Below are 17,815 nucleotides of genomic sequence, written 5' to 3' on the forward strand. Positions count from 1 at the left end.
ATAAATGCAAGGCTGGCTCTCCTTCGGAGTGGCAGTAATGGGCGGCTACCGGTTTGGCTACCGCCCATTGCCAGCAAGTTAAATTTACTAATTACTACTGATGAAAATTTTTGTTGTAAGCCTGTCGAGGGTAGAAGCGAGAACCAAGTATATAAAAGCTCATCTGGACTCCCTGAAAGTTGATTATGAACTAATCGACGCGGTTGATTACATCAACCTGACCCCAGCCGACTTCGACATAATGTCTGACCAGGATGCTGTGCGGAAAAACCCCTACCTGACTAAGGGCGTCATTGCGTGCTCGCTGTCGCATGTGAAGATTTACAAGCATATCGTGGCCAATAACGTTGGCGTGAGCCTGGTGATTGAGGACGACGCCGCACTGCCTAAAAACATCCATAAAATTCTGGATATCGTGGAGCGCGAGATTAAAGACGACGAGATTATTTCGCTGTCTTACTTCAACCATCATCAGGCCAAGGACACCACCGATATGAGTAAGTACGAGCGCAAGCCGGTAGGAGAAGGGTGCGAACTAGTGTATCCCGTTGACTTGCACGAAATTGCGTCGTCCATGGCCTATGTTATCACCAAAAAGGTGGCTGAACGGATGATTGACGTGTTAATGCCCATCTGGGTGCAGACGGACTACTGGGGCGACTACTATGACAAACACGGGTTTAGCTCCTTCCGCTGCTTGTACCCGGTGCAGGTGCAGGCCGCGCCCATTCGCTCCTCCATCGAATACGACACGGCCAAGACGCTGACCAGCCGGGCGGCCTCGCTTGTGCGTAAGTACAAGGTGCCAGTGCTGATGTCTTATCTGGAAAAGCGCGCCAACAAGATTCAGGGCGAGAAATACCACTTCCGGTTCGTCGACCAGCCGCCTTTCAACAAGGTGCAGTAAGCTAAACACAGGCTGGTGTTTACTCTCTGTCGTCTGAAGTGTTATCTATGAAAATACTGCTTGCCATTGAGGATTTGCGTACCGGGGGAGCCCAGGTGTTTGGGATGCGACTGGCGCAGGCGCTGCATCAGCGCGGTCACCGGGTATGGCTGTATAGCCATTACCCTAGCTATACCAACCATCCGCTGGTAAAGCAGGTGGCCCCGGATGTGCCCGTGCTGGGCTTCGATACCGGTGTGCCGGGGCTGGAGTGGCTGAGCCGCAAGATGCAGGGAGTGCTCCGCCGGTTTGGGAAGCCTTTTCCGCTGCGCGAGCAGCTGGTGGAGCGCCACATGCGGCAGACGATGGAGCAACTCGGCGTACAGCTTATCAACTCGCACATGATTAAGTCGGACTACGTGGCGGCGGCGGCCTGTGCTGCTGCCCGGCCCCAGGTGCCGCTGGTGATTACGATGCACGGCTGCTACGAGGATTTTATGCATAAGACCACGGAGCCGGAGGTTACCCTGAAATCACGTGAAGCGCTGCGGCAGGCCGCCGCCGTGGTGTACTTAACGCAGAAGAATCTAGAGATTTTCTCGGTGCCCGGCGTACGGTCGTTCGATGATATTCCGCACGCGCAGATTTATAATGGCTTCGACGGGCATTTTTCCGCTCCCGATAAACTGCCCACGCGAAGCCAGCTTGGCATTGGTGAGCAGGACATCGTGTTTGGTATGGTGGCCCGAGGTATTGCCGAAAAGGGTTGGGCCTACGCCCTGCGCTCATTTGAGGAGATAAGCGCAACTCACCCTAACGCGCATCTGGTGCTGGTGGGAAGCAGCGACTACCTCACCGACCTGAAAGTGGCCAATACCAACCCGCACGTCCACTTCGTGGGCTTTGCTTCCAATCCCATCGACTGGGTGCGGCTGTTTGACGTGGGCCTGCTGCCAAGCTACTTTGCCTCTGAAAGCCTGCCTAACTCCATTGCCGAATATTTGTTTTGTGGTGTACCAGTAGTAGCGACTCGCATCGGAGAAATTCCTCATATGCTAGAGGTTCCAGGCCAGGGACTGGCTGGGGTGCTATTAGAGCAGGATGGTCGGGGCCTGACCGAGCCAGATGCCTTAACTGCCGCTTTACATATCTATATTGCTGACCCCGAGCGATTAACAATAGATAAAAGTCTTGCTGTACAATGCTTCGATAAATTTCGTATGGGGCGGTGTGTGGCAGCTTACGAAGCCATTTTTACGCAGGTTGTCAAGTAAACCTGCCTTCTATTATAAACTAATGATGACTGAGTCTGATTGCCGTCCCCGACTGCTAATTATTATCCCAAACCGAGGGATGGGTGGTGCGCAACGTGCGTTTCATGACCATAGCGTGGAGTTGAGTAAGTATTATCAGGTAACGGAAGTTATTTTTAACGAGGATGAAGACGATATGTACCCCAGTGGTAACCCCGTGCGTAGCCTGGGTGTGCCGGGTGGCGGGAATCCCTTGACTAAAGTCCAGAATTTCTGGTTGCGAGTACGTCGGTTGCGCGAGCTGAAGAAGGAACTTGCCTGTGATATAGCGGTAAGCCATCTGGAAGGCGCTGATTATGTTAATCTGCTAAGCAAAGGGCAGGAAAAAGCCGTGGTGCTCATCCAAGGCTCTAAAGTATATGACCGAAACATAAATGGGACAGTTGGCTGGTTGCGTAAGAAAGTATTAATGCCTTGGCTTTATCAGCGCGCAGATAAGATGGTGACAGTGAGCCGCGATATCATCCCAGAAATGACCGAAACGTTTGGGGTGCCTCTGCACAAACTGTCAGCGATAAATAACTCCTTTGAAGTGGAGTACGTGCGGGCTCAGAGTATGGAGCAACTTGACGTCGCGATGCAGGCAGTATATGCTGCAGGGCCTGTATTAGTTACTTCCGGACGGTTAGCAATTCAAAAAAATCAGGCTCCCTTGCTCGATATTTTTGCGGCTTTGCTTATGCATCAGCCGGCCAAACTGATTTTTATTGGTGACGGAGAACTACGCGAAGCCTTGCTTAGTCATGCCCGCGCTCTGGGGCTGCGGGTGTATCAGGCAATGAATAGCTCCGATGTGCTTACGCCGGAGTATGATGTCTATTTTGTAGGCCTTCAGCAAAACCCCTTTAAATATATTCGTCCGGCAACTGCTTTTGTGTTTCCTTCGGCTTGGGAGGGCTTTCCACTAGCTTTAGGTGAAGCGATGACATGCGGTGTACCGGTAGTGTCGACAGATTGCCCGACAGGTCCGCGTGAGATGTTGGCACCTGATACCCAGATACCCAAACTACCCCTCCGCCACGCCGAATGGGCTGAGTTTGGCATCTTAATGCCTATGTTAACCGAACCTGCTACCCTAGCAGCAGACCTAACTTGCTGGACTGATACGCTTAGCCAGCTATTACGTGACGCTGATGCTCGCCAGCGCCTTGGGAATGCGGCCCGCCTTCGCGCCAATGACTTTACGCACCAGCGCATTTTCGGCGCGTGGAAAAAGCTTCTGGATAGCTTGTTAGCCTAATGGTGACTGCACTGGCATACTTGTTAACTGAGCTGTTGTGGGTCACAAATATGATCAAAGTTAATAGAGGTAATTGTCAGGTCGAGCTACACAGCTAAGAATTAAGACAGCTGTACCGCTAGGATATTATGTTGCTACCGCGTTAGCAGGAATGCGATTTGAGTGTAACTTCAGTATGTCAAATTATGTCAAATAGCGCATAAGAATAAAACAGTAAAATATAGATAATATATTGTGAAAAAATCATTCCCTTTAGATAATCGCACCTCCGGAATTCGGCCCCTTATTTTATTAGTTGACAACTCACGGGCTGTTACCGGCGCTCTTAATGCCTTGCGCCACGCTACTAATCCATTACGTGACCAGTTTGACTTTGCCTACGTATTGCCTACTGCAAGTACAGGTAGTGCATTGCTAGCGGCAGATGGCTATCATGTGCACGAATTACCTTTTGTTGAAATTAGTCGTCGGCCGCTAGACTTGCTACGCTACTTTCCTATGTTGCTGCTCAATGGTTGGCGACTGAAACGACTGGCTCGACGTAAGCGAGCAGCGGTCATCCATATTAATGACTTCTATAACTTAACAGGCTACGTCGCTCGTTGGCTGAGCCTGGGTACAATACCGGTGCTCACCCATGTGCGGTTTCTGCCGCAAGTATTACCTCAACTCTTTGCAAGGCCATGGCGGTGGTTAGCCGAACATGCTGCACAGCAGGTACTTTGCGTGTCGGAAGCAGTGCGGGGTTATTTCACACCTGCTCATGCGTGCATACGCACAGTGTATGACCCATTGCCCGCAAGTGGAGAGAAGCTACCACCCCATATAGTGCAGTCTAAGAATGGGCAGCCTGTCCGACTACTATACCTCAGCAATTACATTCGGGGGAAGGGACAGGATTTTGCGTTGGAAGCGTTTCACCTAGCTTATACCCGTAACCCAAACTTACGCTTACATTTTGTAGGGGGGGACATGGGTATGGTTAAAAATCAAGAGTTTCGTAATGAGCTAGTAGGCACGGCGAAAATGAAAGGGCTTTCTGAAGTGGTACAATTCGAAGGGTTCACTGCTAATACCGAGGAATTAATAAAAGCGCACGACATTGTTCTTAATTTTTCGGAGGCAGAGTCTTTTTCTCTAACCTGTCTGGATGCACTATATTATGGTGTGCCACTGATAGCATCTGCTTGTGGTGGTCCTGCTGAGTTATTTGAGAATGAGAAGTCGGGGTTATTAGTAGCTAACAGAGATGTAGAGGCAATGGCTATTGCCATTAACCGGCTAGCTGCGGATGGAGTATTGCGAGCGCAATTTTCGCAAGCTGGTCGTCAGTTTGTGCGACAAAAATTTGCGCCGTCAAATACGTACGAGGTTCTTGGCGGTCTTTACCATAGTCTCATATTTAATGTGGTTGATTAGAAGCATGCCATACTGTAATTTACAACTCTATTCTTCGGCGCTCATTTAGCCGGTTACCGATTTCCTTGTCAGTGCGTATTCTCTTTTTAACACCTTACCCGCCAGGCCGGGCACCGTCGCAGCGTTTTCGCTTTGAACAGTACTTAGAAATTCTAGTTGCTCATGGGTTCCAATATCGTCTGGCACCTTTTATAGACGAAGCTACCTGGCGTATTTTGTATCAACCTGGACAGGCGCTGCAAAAAGCTTTAGGTATATTAGGCGGCTTTGTTCGGCGAGTAGGGCACCTACTCGCCGCCCCTGCTTATGACTTTATCTTTATTCATAGGGAGGCCGCACCATTGGGACCTCCTGTGCTGGAGTGGCTACTAGCAAAGGTGCTGCGTAAGAAAATCATTTATGATTTTGATGACGCTATCTGGCTACCTAATACTTCTGAAGTGAATAAGGCGGCGGCTAGCCTAAAGTTTCACCATAAAGTAGCTTATATCTGCCGGTGGGCTTATAAAAATAGCTGCGGAAACGTGTATCTGGCGTCATATGCCCAGCAGTTCAGTTCGCACGTAATAGTTAATCCTACTACTATCGATACAGTGCATCTGCACAACAAAGTGCGCAATCAACTTGCACCAGGGCCTTTAGTTATTGGTTGGACGGGTACGCATTCAACCTTAAAATATCTGCTACCGTTAGTACCCGTTATTGCGCAACTAGAAGCTGAAGGGCACAACTTCGAATTCCGGATTATTTCGAATCATGCCCCGGTTTTTGACCAACCCTTGCATTCGCTGCGCTTTGTGCCTTGGCAAAAAGATACGGAGATTACAGACTTACTTACTTTCCATATTGGTTTAATGCCATTAGAAGACGACTTATGGGCGAAAGGCAAATGTGCCTTCAAAGCCTTGCAATACATGGCATTGGGGGTCCCCGCGTTGGTATCACCAGTTGGAATGAACACTGAAGTAGTGCAGGACGGCTACAATGGGTACATCTGCTCCGAAACTCATGAGTGGCTACAGCGGTTGCGCCAATTACTGACTGATGCTGCACACCGGCAGTCACTAGGTAACGCAGCCCGAAAGACTATTGAGCAACGCTATTCAGTACAAGCAAATACCCCTAATTTTATAGAATTATTTTCCTGAATTAAGCCAGTTGAGCTTTGCGGGCTGATACAGGTCGTGAGTGTGCTATCATTGACTGCGTAACGCTTTCTAGTATATATAAGCCAGCTAGATAAAACGGCATAAGCGGAATTTTATAACGCACGAGTGTACCAAAGTTTCCACTGGAAATTCCTACTGAAATAGCAAATATTAAGCTAAATACAAAGCATAGGGTGAGCACTGGCGTACTGGTGATTGCCCTTAGTGCTTTAATAAAGCCAACACGAAAAATAATGCGTACTGTAAGAATCAGAAAATAAGCTGACTCTAGAGCGGAAAGCGCCATAGTTGGGTTACGGGCCTCCCATAAGAAAGGACGGAATAATGCTACTATAATTGCCTGCGGTGCTAGCTTGGCCATGCCCCCAATAGTACCATCTTGTTCGCCAATATTATAGCCAGAGCCATTCTCTTGTTGACTTACTCCCTGTAAATAAGTAGCGGTAATTTTACTCTGCTCACCAATCTTATCGAGGTTAAAACGGGCATCGGATGCGGCTACTGCTCCCATGGCGTAAACAGCTACAGCTGTGCCAGCCAAAAGAAAAAAGGGTTTTGCTACCCATCGCACAACATTGGAACGGATACGTTGAGTATTCTCATTGAAAACCCACAATGCAGCAGGTGGTAAAAATGCCAACAGTATATATACTTTCATGGAAAAAATAACGCTGGCAGCTACTGCGCCGATAATAACACATTTTACAATATTTTTTTTCTCTATAGCTCCGCGGTAAAATGCATAAAAAAGCCAGCCAAGTGCACCTATGCAAAGGGAGTCTTTAAGTAGTCCCGATCCCCAAAAAAATACTGACGGTAAAAAAAAAACAGCAACAGCTAACTTCTGATAAGCTTGAGGACAAATTTTGGCAAATGTCATATACATAGCCCACATGCCACTAAAGCTTAGGAAAGCGAAAAAAATTGCTGTTACAGAATAGGTGTTGAATCCCAACACTGCCCCCAGTCCAGCCATTCTAACTACGAAATATTCGTTGCTGCCTTTGCCGAACCAAGCCATCTGACTTGCATAAGGTGCGATATTGGGTGTGATTGTACCGTCTGTGGTAAGTAATTCTAATCCAGCACTAAAAGACTTACTAAAAGCATTATATATTATCTCCCCATGGTGGAAATAATTGTTAGTGTCACCTCCGTAAATAGTATGGTATAAAATACCTAATACCAGAGCCCCAACTAATTTAGCTGAAAGTGCCGGTATGAAGTATCGCTTTGTATATATGTTGGTTATTGAAGGCCTTATAGCGTATGCTAGTGCGTAGAGTATCCCCAAATAGATAGGAGTAAGCAGAAAATCGTTTAACTTCATAAAAGCCAGTGCATTAATGTTAAATGCAGATTAAATTATGTGCTCCCAAACAAAAATGGGGTATAACTCTGTTACAAAGGACTGAGGCAAGTCAAAATTACTTTTATCCAACGTCTTTATTCAGAATTAAATTTACCTATTATAAATTAATACAGTCAATTTTTCTTTAGCCAAGCCTTCGCTTCTTTATACTGGTCTGACTTGTGGTCTGCTTTATCGGATACGACAGTGTAATAGCGCTTCGCAGTTGCTATATCGTGCTCCCGGTCGGCCATGCGGGCAAGGTTGGAATTAGCGAAGAGGTAGAAGCCACCGTCGGTTTCGCCATTGCTCTCGGCGAATACGATGCAGCGCTGATAGTAGTCCTTGGCTTTGGGTAGGTCGCGGTACTTGTACTGCATGAGGTAGCCCATAAAATAAGTCGCATAGCGGCCACTGCTGGCCTCGTAGCCCGGCATGCCCACGTTGATTTTATCAATCATGTCGCGGCTCACGCGCTCACACTCACCAAAGTCGGCCTGGTCGAAGCAGAGCAAGGCGTAGAAGCGGGCGAAATAACCATTATCGGGATATTTTAACGCCAGGCCGCGGGCGATGGGCATAGCCGCCGCCGTTTGATGCTCATCGTTGTGAAGGAGCTTCATCAGGAACACCTTTGCTTCGACACCAGTATAGAAAGCGGTATTAGCTACGGTGCGCAGCTGGCTGAGGCCAAGCTGTTTGTTGCCTTTAGGGAAAAATAGCAGTACTGGCCTGAGCAGCGGGTAATTATCCGGAATCCAGACGGCGTAGTAGTTAAACAGCGCCTCGCCAAAGAGAAATTCGGGGCTCAAGCCGTTGGCCTCGCTGCTTTTTTGCAGGTAGTTGAGGGCCCGCTTGCTGCTGAAGGTAGCCTTGCGCCAGTTGTGGCGCTCCGCGTTGAGGCGGGCATCAAAGCCGTTGGCGGCCGACAGGAAAAAGTAGCCTTCGTAATTGTGCGGGTCAGCCTTCACCATTTGCTCGCTGTACGTATTGGCTGTGTCCATATAGGCAAAAAACAGCTTGTCGTACTGCGTGGAATTGAAGTTGGTGGGCAAAATCTTCCACCAGGTGCTCAGCCCCAGCAGAAAATAGGGCATAGGGTGGTGCGGATAGCGGCGGCGCAGCGAGCGAAACTGCTTTTCTGCTTTGTCATACTTAAAATTATATAGGTTCTGCACCGCTCCATCCAACTCCAGCTGGATATCTTTATCGAGCAGCAGCCAGCCCTTCGTATCGGCAGCGGTAGGCAGCACGTTAACGGTATCGACCGCAATGGTGCGCATCTCCGGTACCTGCCCTATGCGCAGCCTGGTAGTGTCAGGCGGTGTCTTCTGCGCGTGGCTAGTTAGCACCGCACCCAACAGGTAAGTCAGCAACAGCAAACCACGTGAAAACCAGGAAAAAACAGACATACTGGCAGATGAAGCGAATAGAAGCGTTGGCCCGGCGTGGTTTGGTCGGGTTTCAGCCCAACGAAAGTACGGCAGCGGCTCTAGCTTTGGCGGTAGTATCACGTTAGACTTTTAGGATATGGAGCTTCTCAAGACACTTTGCCAACTGCCGGCACCTGCCGGCGAAGAGGCCAGGCTCAGCCACTTTCTGCTCGACTATGTGCAGCGACATGGCCCTGGCTGGCGACAGCCACCGCTGATAGTGCACGACGAAAACCGCTTCCAGGACTGCCTGCTGCTAGTATTCGGGCAGCCCCGAACGGCCATATTTACTCATCTCGACAGTATTGGTTTTACCGTGCGCTACGGGCGCGAACTGATACCCATTGGTGGGCCAGAAGTAAAGACGGGCTATCGGCTGGTAGGAAAAGACTCGCAAGGCGAAATAGCTTGTACGTTGGTAGTTGAGGAAGAAACCGAGGCCCTGAGCTATGAGTTCAGCCGTCTTATCGAGACCGGCACCAGCCTCACCTTTGCCTGCGACTTCCGCGAAACAGATACTACCGTGCAAAGCTGCTACCTCGACAACCGCCTGGGGGTGTGGGCCGCGCTACAAGTAGCCGAAACCCTGGAGCACGGCATTATCGCCTTTTCGTGCTGGGAGGAGCATGGTGGTGGCTCAGTGCCGTACCTGGCTAGGTTTATCTACGAAACCTACGGCGTGCGCCAGGCGCTGATTGCAGACATAACCTGGGTGACGGAGGGCGTAAAAGCAGGTAATGGCTGCGTTATCTCGCTGCGCGACTCGCTCATCCCGCGCCGCCGTTACGTCGAGCGCATCCGGGCTATTGCGCGGGCCGCCGGCATAGCTCATCAGCTGGAAGTAGAGGAGACGGGTGGGTCTGATGCCAAAGACCTGCAGCGTACTGACGTGCCCTGGGACTGGTGTTTCGTGGGCGCCCCCGAAGACGAGGTGCATACACCCGATGAGATAGTAACTAAAGCCGACATACTGAGTATGGTAGCGCTATATAATAAGTTGATGTGTGAATTGTAAATATTGAATGTGCAGGTTGCAAGCGTAAATTTACAGAATTTACAACCCGCTAATTAGCGCATTTATAATGAAAATAGTTGCTATGCCATCGGCTCCTGTTAAGGACAGTTCTTTAAAACAGTTATCTTATCAGGAGCTTGATATTTTGCATTGCCTACGGGGGTTTTGTGCCTTCTATGTGGTAGTATACCATGCCAAGTACATTATGTGGTCGGGTGGACGTGAATATCTAACAGCCTTTCCACGTGCTACTTGGGACCTAACACAGTATGTGCTTTTTGCTGTAGACATGCTAAGCTCAGCAGGTTATGAAATGGTCATTTTCTTTTTTGTGCTCTCAGGCTTTTTCATTCGCTATGCTCAAAAGCGTAAGCCGCGAGCAGCAGGTGCGTTCTATTTAAACCGCATTGTACGTATTTACCCGCCCTACATAGCGTCCGCGCTGCTAGCTGCTGGATGCCTGACGCTCGTGGCCCAATATATTCCTCAAATGCTTACTGTGGATGGGCATCATGAATTGAATATATCGCTACTTGCTGCTTGGGCTGACCTGCAACATTTTCATCTGTCTACTTTACTACGCACGCTGGCCTTTCTGCCAGGCGATAGTAGCGTATTTATCGGGTATAATTCAGTATACTGGTCCCTACTGCCGGAGGCACTGTTTTATTTAGTAGTTCCCTTAGCATTTTGGAGGGTACGCGCCTATTATATAGCCTCTGTGCTGCTCTATCTAATAGGCGTCATCACTGCAACGCTACATTATCAGTGGGGCGCAGCAGTAGATTTTTTATTGCTATATAATTTTTATTTCGCGGTTGGTGTGGCCCTCTATGACGTAGTAGTTCACAGTCCTTGGCTCATGTGGTTTAAGCGAGTTTCTGGAAGCTTGCTTTTAGTCGTAGTACTGCTGTTGGCTGCCGCATTACTACCATTAGCTGTTCTCAAATTAAAGGTGCTATCTGGTTTTGTAGCAGTGCTATTGGCAGTAGTAAGTGTTTCAGGCTTATTAGCTGGACGTGTATCGCGCCGTAATGTAGCAGTGCGTCTGTTTCATCCAATGGGGGTTTTTAGCTTTTCGCTTTATCTATACCATTTTCCACTGCTTATTCTGTGCGGTAGCGTGTTGGTTGTCACTACAGGTGAACTGGTAAATTATGCCCGTTATTACTGGCTAGCTATTCCAGTGGTTACGCTAATTTCCTACGCTATATACTGGGTTACAGAGCGTGTTTCTGTTAATTTCTTTCGTAAGGTATAGGTTTAAAAAACTGTTGGTGTTGAAAGCGGATAAATTTGGGTCAATTGCCTACATTTGCCCATCTGGGTTCATCTTCATGAGCTTAGCTTTCCTTTTCTCCAATCCTTCATTTGCTGCTTATGCCCCCATACTTTACTTGGTTCCTGCTTTAGGTATATTAGCCTTACTCTATACTTGGCTGCGCTCGGGTTGGGTGGCGCGGCAGGATGCCGGCGACGAAAAGATGACTACCATTGCCGGGTACATTGCTGATGGGGCTATCGCCTTCCTAAAGGCCGAGTACAAAGTGCTGGCGCTATTTGCTCTTATTGCATCAGTATTCCTTGGTTATCTGGGCTTTACTGGCGAGCGGTCCAGCCCGATTATCATCATCGCGTTCTTGATTGGGGCAGTGTTTTCGGCCACAGCCGGCTACATCGGGATGAAAATTGCCACCAAGGCCAATGTACGCACGGCCCAGGCGGCCCGCACTTCCTTGAGCCAGGCGTTGAAAGTCTCGTTTTCGGGTGGGTCGGTAATGGGCATGGGCGTGGCCGGACTAGCGGTGCTGGGCCTGGGCTCCCTGTTTATTGTTTTTTACCAGCTGTTTGTGGTTAACAAGGGCGGCACGGCCAGCGGGGTCGAAATGGAAAAGGCCCTGGAAGTGCTTACCGGCTTCTCGCTGGGGGCCGAAAGCATTGCCTTGTTTGCCCGCGTGGGCGGCGGCATTTATACCAAGGCCGCCGACGTGGGGGCCGACCTGGTGGGCAAGGTAGAGGCCGGTATTCCGGAAGACGACCCGCGTAACCCAGCCACCATTGCCGATAACGTGGGCGATAACGTGGGCGACGTGGCCGGCATGGGTGCCGACTTGTTTGGCTCGTACGTGGCCACTATTCTGGCAACTATGGTGCTGGGACGTGAGGTGCGGCTAAGCAATGCCGATGCTTTGGGTGGCCTCTCGCCGATTTTCCTGCCGATGGCGATTGCCGGGCTGGGAATCGTGGCTTCGCTCGTTGGTATTCTGCTGGTGCGCGTGAAGGAAGGCGGTAGCGTGCAAGGGGCTCTCAACTTTGGCAACTATGCTTCGGTGGTGGTATCGGCCATTTTTTCTTACTTTCTGATTGAGTGGCTGTTGCCGGCCGGTGATATCACCATTCGCGGCTTCACCTTCGACGCAATGCACGTCTTTTACGCGGTGCTGGTAGGCCTGGCGGTGGGCACGCTCATGAGCATTATTACCGAGTATTATACGGCCATGGGCAAGCGCCCGGTGATGAGTATTGTGCAGCAAAGCAGCACCGGGCACGCCACTACCGTTATCGGTGGGCTGGCCGTGGGCATGGAAAGCACGGTGCTTCCTATCTTGGTGCTGGCCGCGGGTATCGTGCTGAGCTACAAGGCCGCCGGCCTCTATGGAGTAGCTATCGCGGCGGCTGGCATGATGGCCACCACCGCGATGCAGCTGGCTATTGACGCTTTCGGCCCCATTGCCGACAACGCCGGCGGCATTGCCGAAATGAGCGAGCTGCCCAAGGAAGTACGCGAGCGCACCGATATTCTGGATGCCGTGGGCAATACTACCGCTGCCACCGGCAAGGGCTTTGCCATTGCCTCGGCGGCGCTCACGTCGCTGGCCCTGTTCGCAGCCTTCATGGGCACGGCACACATTGATACCATCGATATCTCGAATGCTAATGTGCTGGCCGGCTTGTTTGTCGGGGCTATGATACCGTTTATCTTCTCGGCCCTTGCTATCACGGCGGTGGGGCAGGCGGCCATGGCAATGGTGCAGGAAGTACGGCGTCAGTTCCGCGAGATACCGGGTATTATGGAGGGCACGGGCCGGCCCGAGTACGAAAAGTGCGTGGCTATCAGCACCGAAGCTGCGATTCGGAAAATGGTGGCACCGGGTGCCATTGCGCTGCTAACGCCCATTCTTATCGGCTTTCTGTTTGGGCCGGAGGTGCTGGGCGGCACGTTGGCCGGCGTTACGGTGAGCGGCGTGCTCATGGCCATGTTTCAGAGCAACGCCGGCGGCGCCTGGGACAACGCGAAGAAGTCGTTTGAGAAAGGTGTAATGGTAAACGGTAAGATGGAGTTCAAGGGCTCCGATGCCCATAAGGCTTCGGTAACCGGCGACACGGTAGGCGACCCCTTTAAGGATACCAGCGGCCCGAGCATGAACATCCTTATTAAGCTCATGAGTATCGTGTCGCTGGTAATCGCCCCGCACATTGCCCGCCACGGGGGCGAGCGGAGTATGGCGCCGACGCCCATCCACGACCGGGTGGAGCTGACGCAGCCTCATGTTCGCTTCGTGCAAACTGCCGCCCCCGCTGTCGAGGCAGTTTTGCTGACAACCCTGCGGCAGCTGCGCTAAGCGTACCCTGGCTTACCTGGCGGAGCACTTGGGAAAGAACGTCCTGCGCTCAGCAGGACGTTCTTTTTTAGCAAATAACCTCCCTGAGTGCGAAGTTAAAGAAGCGGCAATATAAGCGTTTTGCATAATATAGTAAATTATTAATATTGTTAAAAATTTACTATATTATCTTCTCTTTAAAGGCTGGGCTAAGTGCCTGGTCGGACGCTGCTAAATCCGGCAATTAGCGCCGGTCGGGAAGGGGTTGTGTTGCAGCCCTTACCTTTGCAGTCCGAAACGGCCACGCTGGCCGCTCATTCCTGCATGGGTCAACCCTCTATTACGCTCCATAACAAGGCTTTCCGGCCTTATCTCTCTGCTGCTGAGATTGCCACGGCCATCGACCGGGTGGCGGCTCGCCTCAATGCGGACTACGCCGGCCGCCGGCCGCTGTTTGTAGTAGTGCTTACGGGCGGCTTCATGTTTGCCACCGACCTGCTCAAGCGCTACGCCGGCGAGTGTGAGATAGTGTTTATTCGGGTGGCTTCTTACGAAGGCACCGGCAGCACGGGGCAGGTGCAGGAGATAATGGGCCTGCGCGAAGATGTGAGTGGCCGCGACATTGTGCTGGTCGAAGACATCGTTGATACTGGCACCACGCTCAGCCATTTGCTGCCCACCCTGCAAGCCAACCACCCCGCTTCTATCGAGATTGCGGCTATGTTTTTCAAGCCCGATAGCCTCCGCTATCCGCTGAATCTGAAGTATATCGCGTTGGAAATTCCAAATGACTTCGTGGTGGGCTATGGCCTCGACTACGATGGCCTGGGGCGCAACCTGCCCGATGTGTACGTGGCCGCCTAGCGCTATTTTTCGTAGGCCCCCTTATCAGTTCCCGCTCCGGCGTCCGCGCCTAACTCCAGTTTTTCTATGCACAACATCGTCCTCTTCGGCCCGCCCGGCGCGGGCAAAGGCACCCAAAGCCAGAAGCTCATTGCCAAGTACAACCTCGTTCACCTGAGTACCGGCGATTTGCTGCGCGCCCAGATTGCTGAGGGCACTGAGTTGGGCCTGAAAGCCAAAAAGCTGATGGATGAAGGGTTGCTCGTGCCCGACGAAGTAGTTATCGGCATGATTGGCAGCGCCCTGGCTACTAATACCCAGGCTTCCGGCTTCATCTTCGACGGCTTTCCGCGCACTACGGCGCAGGCCGAAAGCCTCGACCGGCTACTGGCCCGGCATCATACTACCGTTGCCTGCATGATTGCTCTCGAAGTAGGAGAGGAGGAACTGGTGAAGCGCTTGCTGGAGCGCGGCAAAACCAGCGGCCGCCCCGACGACCAGGACGAAACCAAGATTCGCCGCCGCGTAACGGTGTACAATACCGAAACGGCGCAAGTAGCCAGCTACTATGCCGCCCAGCATAAGTTTCACGCCCTCAACGGTATTGGGGAGATTGAAACGATTTTTCAGCAGATTAGCGCCCTTATCGACCAGCATAAGGCGGCGCAGGCCGAAGCGCCTGCTGCTGCAACCAACGAGGTGAAAGCCTAGCGACTGCGCACGAAACTAACCTAAGAACGTCATGCTGAGCCTGCCGAAGCATCTCGCTCGCGCCGCCAGGGTTTATACCCAACGATGCGAGCGAGCTGCTTCGGCAAGCTCAGCATGACGTTCTGTTTTACCTTATAATAGCAATAAGCTGTGGCTAACAATAATTTCATCGACTACGTCAAAATCACCTGCCGCTCGGGCAAGGGTGGGGCGGGCTCGCACCACTTTTTCCGGGCCAAGGGCCTGCCCAATGGCGGCCCCGACGGCGGCGATGGCGGCCGGGGCGGCCACATCATCCTCGAAGGCAGCTCGCAGCTCTGGACGCTGCTGCACCTGCAGTACCGCAAGCATCTCTTCGCCCATGATGGCCAGAATGGCGGCGAAAACCTGCGCTCGGGTGCGCAGGGCGAAGATATCGTGATTCAGGTGCCGCTGGGCACCGTGGCCCGCGACGCCGAAACCGGCGAAGTCAAGCTCGAAATAACCAAGGACGGCGAGCGCCGTATCCTCACACCCGGTGGGCGCGGCGGCCTCGGCAACGACCACTTCAAAACCTCTACCAACCAGGCGCCGCAATATGCGCAGCCCGGCGAGCCGGCCATTGAGGAGCAGGTGATTCTGGAGCTGAAGCTGCTGGCTGACGTAGGCCTGGTCGGCTTTCCTAATGCCGGCAAAAGCACACTGCTTTCGGTAGTGTCGGCCGCCAAACCCAAGATAGCCGACTACGCCTTCACGACGCTCGTGCCCAACCTGGGCGTGGTGGCCTATCGTGATTACCAGTCGTTTGTGATGGCCGATATTCCGGGTATCATTGAAGGCGCGGCCGAGGGCAGGGGACTGGGCACGCGCTTCCTGCGCCACATCGAGCGCAACTCTATGCTGCTCTTTATGATAAGTTGCGACAGCAAGGATATCGCCGCCGAATATAAGGTGCTGCTGGGCGAACTGGAGCAATTTAACCCCGACCTGCTCGATAAAAAGCGCCTGCTGGCTATTACCAAGTCCGACATGCTGGATGAGGAGCTGGAAGCTGATATTCTGACCTCCCTACCCGCTGATTTGCCGCCTACGGTATTTATTTCTAGTCTGACAAATAAGAATATTCAGAAGCTGAAGGACATGATATGGGGTGCGCTGCATGAAGGGTAGCGCCAGATAAATGGCCGTGTTCTCGTGCAACCTATGGGCGAGGTAAATGCCTCCTGTGCCTGAATAGTAAAACACGAATAGCTAGCCGGCTATGCTAAAAGTTACCTTACTTAGTTTGCTTTTGCTGCCCGCAGCCGCGTTGGCCCAAACTATTACCGGCCCACTTGCCTCGACCTGGAGCGTGGGAGCAGGGATAGGTAATGGCTTGGAGCTGCATGTCGCGGCCCAGCAGAAGGGCTGGCTGCTAGTGGGGCGTAGCCGCTATAAGTGGTGGGGCCCGGCCACCGGGCCAGGGTCGGTGCTTTTCGAAAGTATGAATACCCGCAACCGACAGCTAGAGCTAGCTGCCCTGGCCGGGTATAGCTTACCGCTGGGCCGCAGCCTGGTGTATGGAGCAGCGGGGGTAGGTTATCTCAACGGTCGGCAACTTGGCGAGTATCGGTACACAGCGCATTACAGCGGCTTACTAGGCAGTGAAACGTACTTCTATTCATACCGCAGCTACCAGGCGCTGGGCCTACCGGCAGAAGTTGGTATTCTTAGCCCCAAAAATCGAGCAGGCGGCCGCTGGGGCCTTACGTTTCAAGCCAATTTCAACCCTGAGCAAACGGTGTACTGTGCATTGGTAAGCTATTGGCTAGGCGTTTCTGGCAAATCGAACCGGTAGTATAGACATGAGAAAAGAGTTTTACCTACTCGTAGAGTCATGATTTTACCGAAGCCTGGCACAGGTCAACGCTTGATAATGGGGAGCTTGCTACTGCTGCTCACAGGCTGCTCCCTCACAAGTAAGGAGATAGAGCCGGCGCTACCCGTGGGCCGCATCGATAATAGTGATACGCTGGTTTACTATGCCAATGGACTACCGGTAGTAGCTAACAATCACACCGACTTGGGCACTGTAATAGGGGGTATCTTTAGCGGTAGTAGTCACTCTCGCCCCGTAGAAGGGGAGCTGAACGCTGATAACTCATGCGATATTTACGGAGCGGATGAGCCGAGTGACCGGGCAACCGGAGCAAAAGCGCACGAATTAACATTGCATTTTCTGAATTTTAAAGGGGTAGGAACATATCAGCTAAACACCGCTTTCTCGAGCTACCAGGAGTATATTCTCCCTTACCTGTCTAACCAGTTTATATCATACAGTCTTGATATAGCCGCGCCTGGAGAGGTGACCATTACCGCCTGGGATTCGACTAACCGGCATTTGCAGGGCACTTTCCAGGTCCTGGCTATTGCTGACTCCGGCAAGCAGCAGGTAGCGTTGACGGCCGGCAGCTTCGATTTAGTAGTGGGCCCGTGAAGACTTACTTTAAAAAAGCTGGAATCTGGTTACAGTCTTCATCTATAGCCTCATCAGTAAGAATATCAAAAAGCTGAAGGGCATGATTTGGGGCGCGCTCCATGAAGGGTAATTATTTCTAAAGTCAGAATTTTATTATGCAACCCGCTCATAATCAGATTCTATCTTAGAAGTATATCTGCTAAGTAGCGTCTTCTCAATAAACTTAATATTTTGACATTATGGCATTGTCTAAAGACCTTTGGGTTGCCGCTTCTGGCATTGCAGCCTTAGCAGACTCACTTTGCCATGCTAAAAATAAGTTTACTCACACTATTTCCCCTGGCTGGCTTGGCCCAGACGACTGCCTCCGCTTCTTGGGGCGTTGGGATAGGCAAC

Annotated in this window: 14 protein-coding genes; 12 read left to right on the plus strand and 2 right to left on the minus strand. The window is 51.5% G+C overall.

Going from position 1 to position 17,815, the window contains the following annotated elements:
- Positions 1 to 100 precede the first annotated feature (100 nt).
- The 5 genes from GKZ67_RS02280 (at position 101) to GKZ67_RS02300 (ending at position 6,006) form a co-directional block, all read left to right on the plus strand.
- Entirely contained in the window at positions 101 to 907 is an 807-nt protein-coding gene (locus GKZ67_RS02280) for a glycosyltransferase family 25 protein (RefSeq protein WP_173240970.1), read from the plus strand.
- Positions 908 to 954: 47 nt separating this feature from the next.
- Complete coding sequence (locus tag GKZ67_RS02285) at positions 955 to 2,160, plus strand: glycosyltransferase family 4 protein (protein WP_173240971.1); 1,206 nt, start codon at positions 955 to 957, stop codon at positions 2,158 to 2,160.
- A gap of 22 nt (positions 2,161 to 2,182) precedes the next feature.
- Positions 2,183 to 3,439 carry a glycosyltransferase gene (locus GKZ67_RS02290; protein ID WP_173240972.1) on the plus strand — a complete coding sequence of 419 codons (1,257 nt, stop codon included), beginning with the start codon at positions 2,183 to 2,185 and terminating at the stop codon, positions 3,437 to 3,439.
- A gap of 234 nt (positions 3,440 to 3,673) precedes the next feature.
- Entirely contained in the window at positions 3,674 to 4,858 is a 1,185-nt protein-coding gene (locus GKZ67_RS02295) for a glycosyltransferase family 4 protein (protein ID WP_173240973.1), read from the plus strand.
- A 71-nt stretch (positions 4,859 to 4,929) separates the two neighbouring features.
- Complete coding sequence (locus GKZ67_RS02300; protein ID WP_173240974.1) at positions 4,930 to 6,006, plus strand: glycosyltransferase family 4 protein; 1,077 nt, start codon at positions 4,930 to 4,932, stop codon at positions 6,004 to 6,006.
- Between the two features lies 1 nt (position 6,007).
- On the opposite strand, the gene GKZ67_RS02305 is transcribed toward GKZ67_RS02300, so the two are convergent.
- Complete coding sequence (locus GKZ67_RS02305) at positions 6,008 to 7,357, minus strand: hypothetical protein (RefSeq protein ID WP_173240975.1); 1,350 nt, start codon at positions 7,355 to 7,357, stop codon at positions 6,008 to 6,010.
- Between the two features lie 155 nt (positions 7,358 to 7,512).
- Positions 7,513 to 8,790 (minus strand): tol-pal system protein YbgF, encoded by a 1,278-nt coding sequence (locus tag GKZ67_RS02310; protein ID WP_173240976.1) that lies wholly within the window; start codon positions 8,788 to 8,790, stop codon positions 7,513 to 7,515.
- 118 nt (positions 8,791 to 8,908) lie between these two features.
- On the opposite strand from GKZ67_RS02310, the gene GKZ67_RS02315 reads away from it, so the two are divergent.
- From GKZ67_RS02315 to GKZ67_RS02345, 7 genes are all read left to right on the plus strand, one after another.
- Positions 8,909 to 9,826, plus strand: a complete 918-nt coding sequence (locus tag GKZ67_RS02315; protein ID WP_173240977.1) for a M20/M25/M40 family metallo-hydrolase — start codon at positions 8,909 to 8,911, stop codon at positions 9,824 to 9,826.
- A gap of 67 nt (positions 9,827 to 9,893) precedes the next feature.
- Positions 9,894 to 11,087 (plus strand): acyltransferase family protein, encoded by a 1,194-nt coding sequence (locus tag GKZ67_RS02320; RefSeq protein ID WP_173240978.1) that lies wholly within the window; start codon positions 9,894 to 9,896, stop codon positions 11,085 to 11,087.
- 76 nt (positions 11,088 to 11,163) lie between these two features.
- Positions 11,164 to 13,449, plus strand: a complete 2,286-nt coding sequence (locus tag GKZ67_RS02325; protein ID WP_173240979.1) for a sodium-translocating pyrophosphatase — start codon at positions 11,164 to 11,166, stop codon at positions 13,447 to 13,449.
- A gap of 264 nt (positions 13,450 to 13,713) precedes the next feature.
- Entirely contained in the window at positions 13,714 to 14,292 is a 579-nt protein-coding gene (locus GKZ67_RS02330) for a phosphoribosyltransferase (RefSeq protein WP_229725450.1), read from the plus strand.
- A gap of 66 nt (positions 14,293 to 14,358) precedes the next feature.
- Positions 14,359 to 14,982, plus strand: coding sequence for an adenylate kinase (locus tag GKZ67_RS02335; protein ID WP_173240980.1), 624 nt, complete (start codon positions 14,359 to 14,361; stop codon positions 14,980 to 14,982).
- 150 nt (positions 14,983 to 15,132) lie between these two features.
- The gene (gene obgE / locus GKZ67_RS02340) at positions 15,133 to 16,131 is read left to right on the plus strand and encodes a GTPase ObgE (RefSeq protein WP_173240981.1); all 999 of its coding nucleotides are present in this window, start codon (positions 15,133 to 15,135) and stop codon (positions 16,129 to 16,131) included.
- A gap of 745 nt (positions 16,132 to 16,876) precedes the next feature.
- Positions 16,877 to 17,437, plus strand: a complete 561-nt coding sequence (locus GKZ67_RS02345) for a DUF6252 family protein (RefSeq protein ID WP_173240982.1) — start codon at positions 16,877 to 16,879, stop codon at positions 17,435 to 17,437.
- The last annotated feature ends 378 nt before the right edge of the window (positions 17,438 to 17,815 follow it).

Origin of the sequence: Hymenobacter sp. BRD67, from assembly GCF_013256425.1 — a bacterium.
In the GTDB taxonomy this organism is placed as follows: Bacteria; Bacteroidota; Bacteroidia; order Cytophagales; family Hymenobacteraceae; genus Hymenobacter.

Coding starts and splice junctions, on each gene's coding strand:
- GKZ67_RS02335 (WP_173240980.1), top strand. CDS start 14,359: ATGCACAACATCGTCCTCTTCGGCCCGCCCGGCGCGGGCAAAGGCACC.
- GKZ67_RS02315 (WP_173240977.1), top strand. CDS start 8,909: ATGGAGCTTCTCAAGACACTTTGCCAACTGCCGGCACCTGCCGGCGAA.
- GKZ67_RS02345 (WP_173240982.1), top strand. CDS start 16,877: ATGGGGAGCTTGCTACTGCTGCTCACAGGCTGCTCCCTCACAAGTAAG.
- GKZ67_RS02320 (WP_173240978.1), top strand. CDS start 9,894: ATGAAAATAGTTGCTATGCCATCGGCTCCTGTTAAGGACAGTTCTTTA.
- GKZ67_RS02285 (WP_173240971.1), top strand. CDS start 955: ATGAAAATACTGCTTGCCATTGAGGATTTGCGTACCGGGGGAGCCCAG.
- GKZ67_RS02325 (WP_173240979.1), top strand. CDS start 11,164: ATGAGCTTAGCTTTCCTTTTCTCCAATCCTTCATTTGCTGCTTATGCC.
- GKZ67_RS02280 (WP_173240970.1), top strand. CDS start 101: ATGAAAATTTTTGTTGTAAGCCTGTCGAGGGTAGAAGCGAGAACCAAG.
- GKZ67_RS02310 (WP_173240976.1), bottom strand. CDS start 8,790: ATGTCTGTTTTTTCCTGGTTTTCACGTGGTTTGCTGTTGCTGACTTAC.
- GKZ67_RS02305 (WP_173240975.1), bottom strand. CDS start 7,357: ATGAAGTTAAACGATTTTCTGCTTACTCCTATCTATTTGGGGATACTC.
- GKZ67_RS02290 (WP_173240972.1), top strand. CDS start 2,183: ATGATGACTGAGTCTGATTGCCGTCCCCGACTGCTAATTATTATCCCA.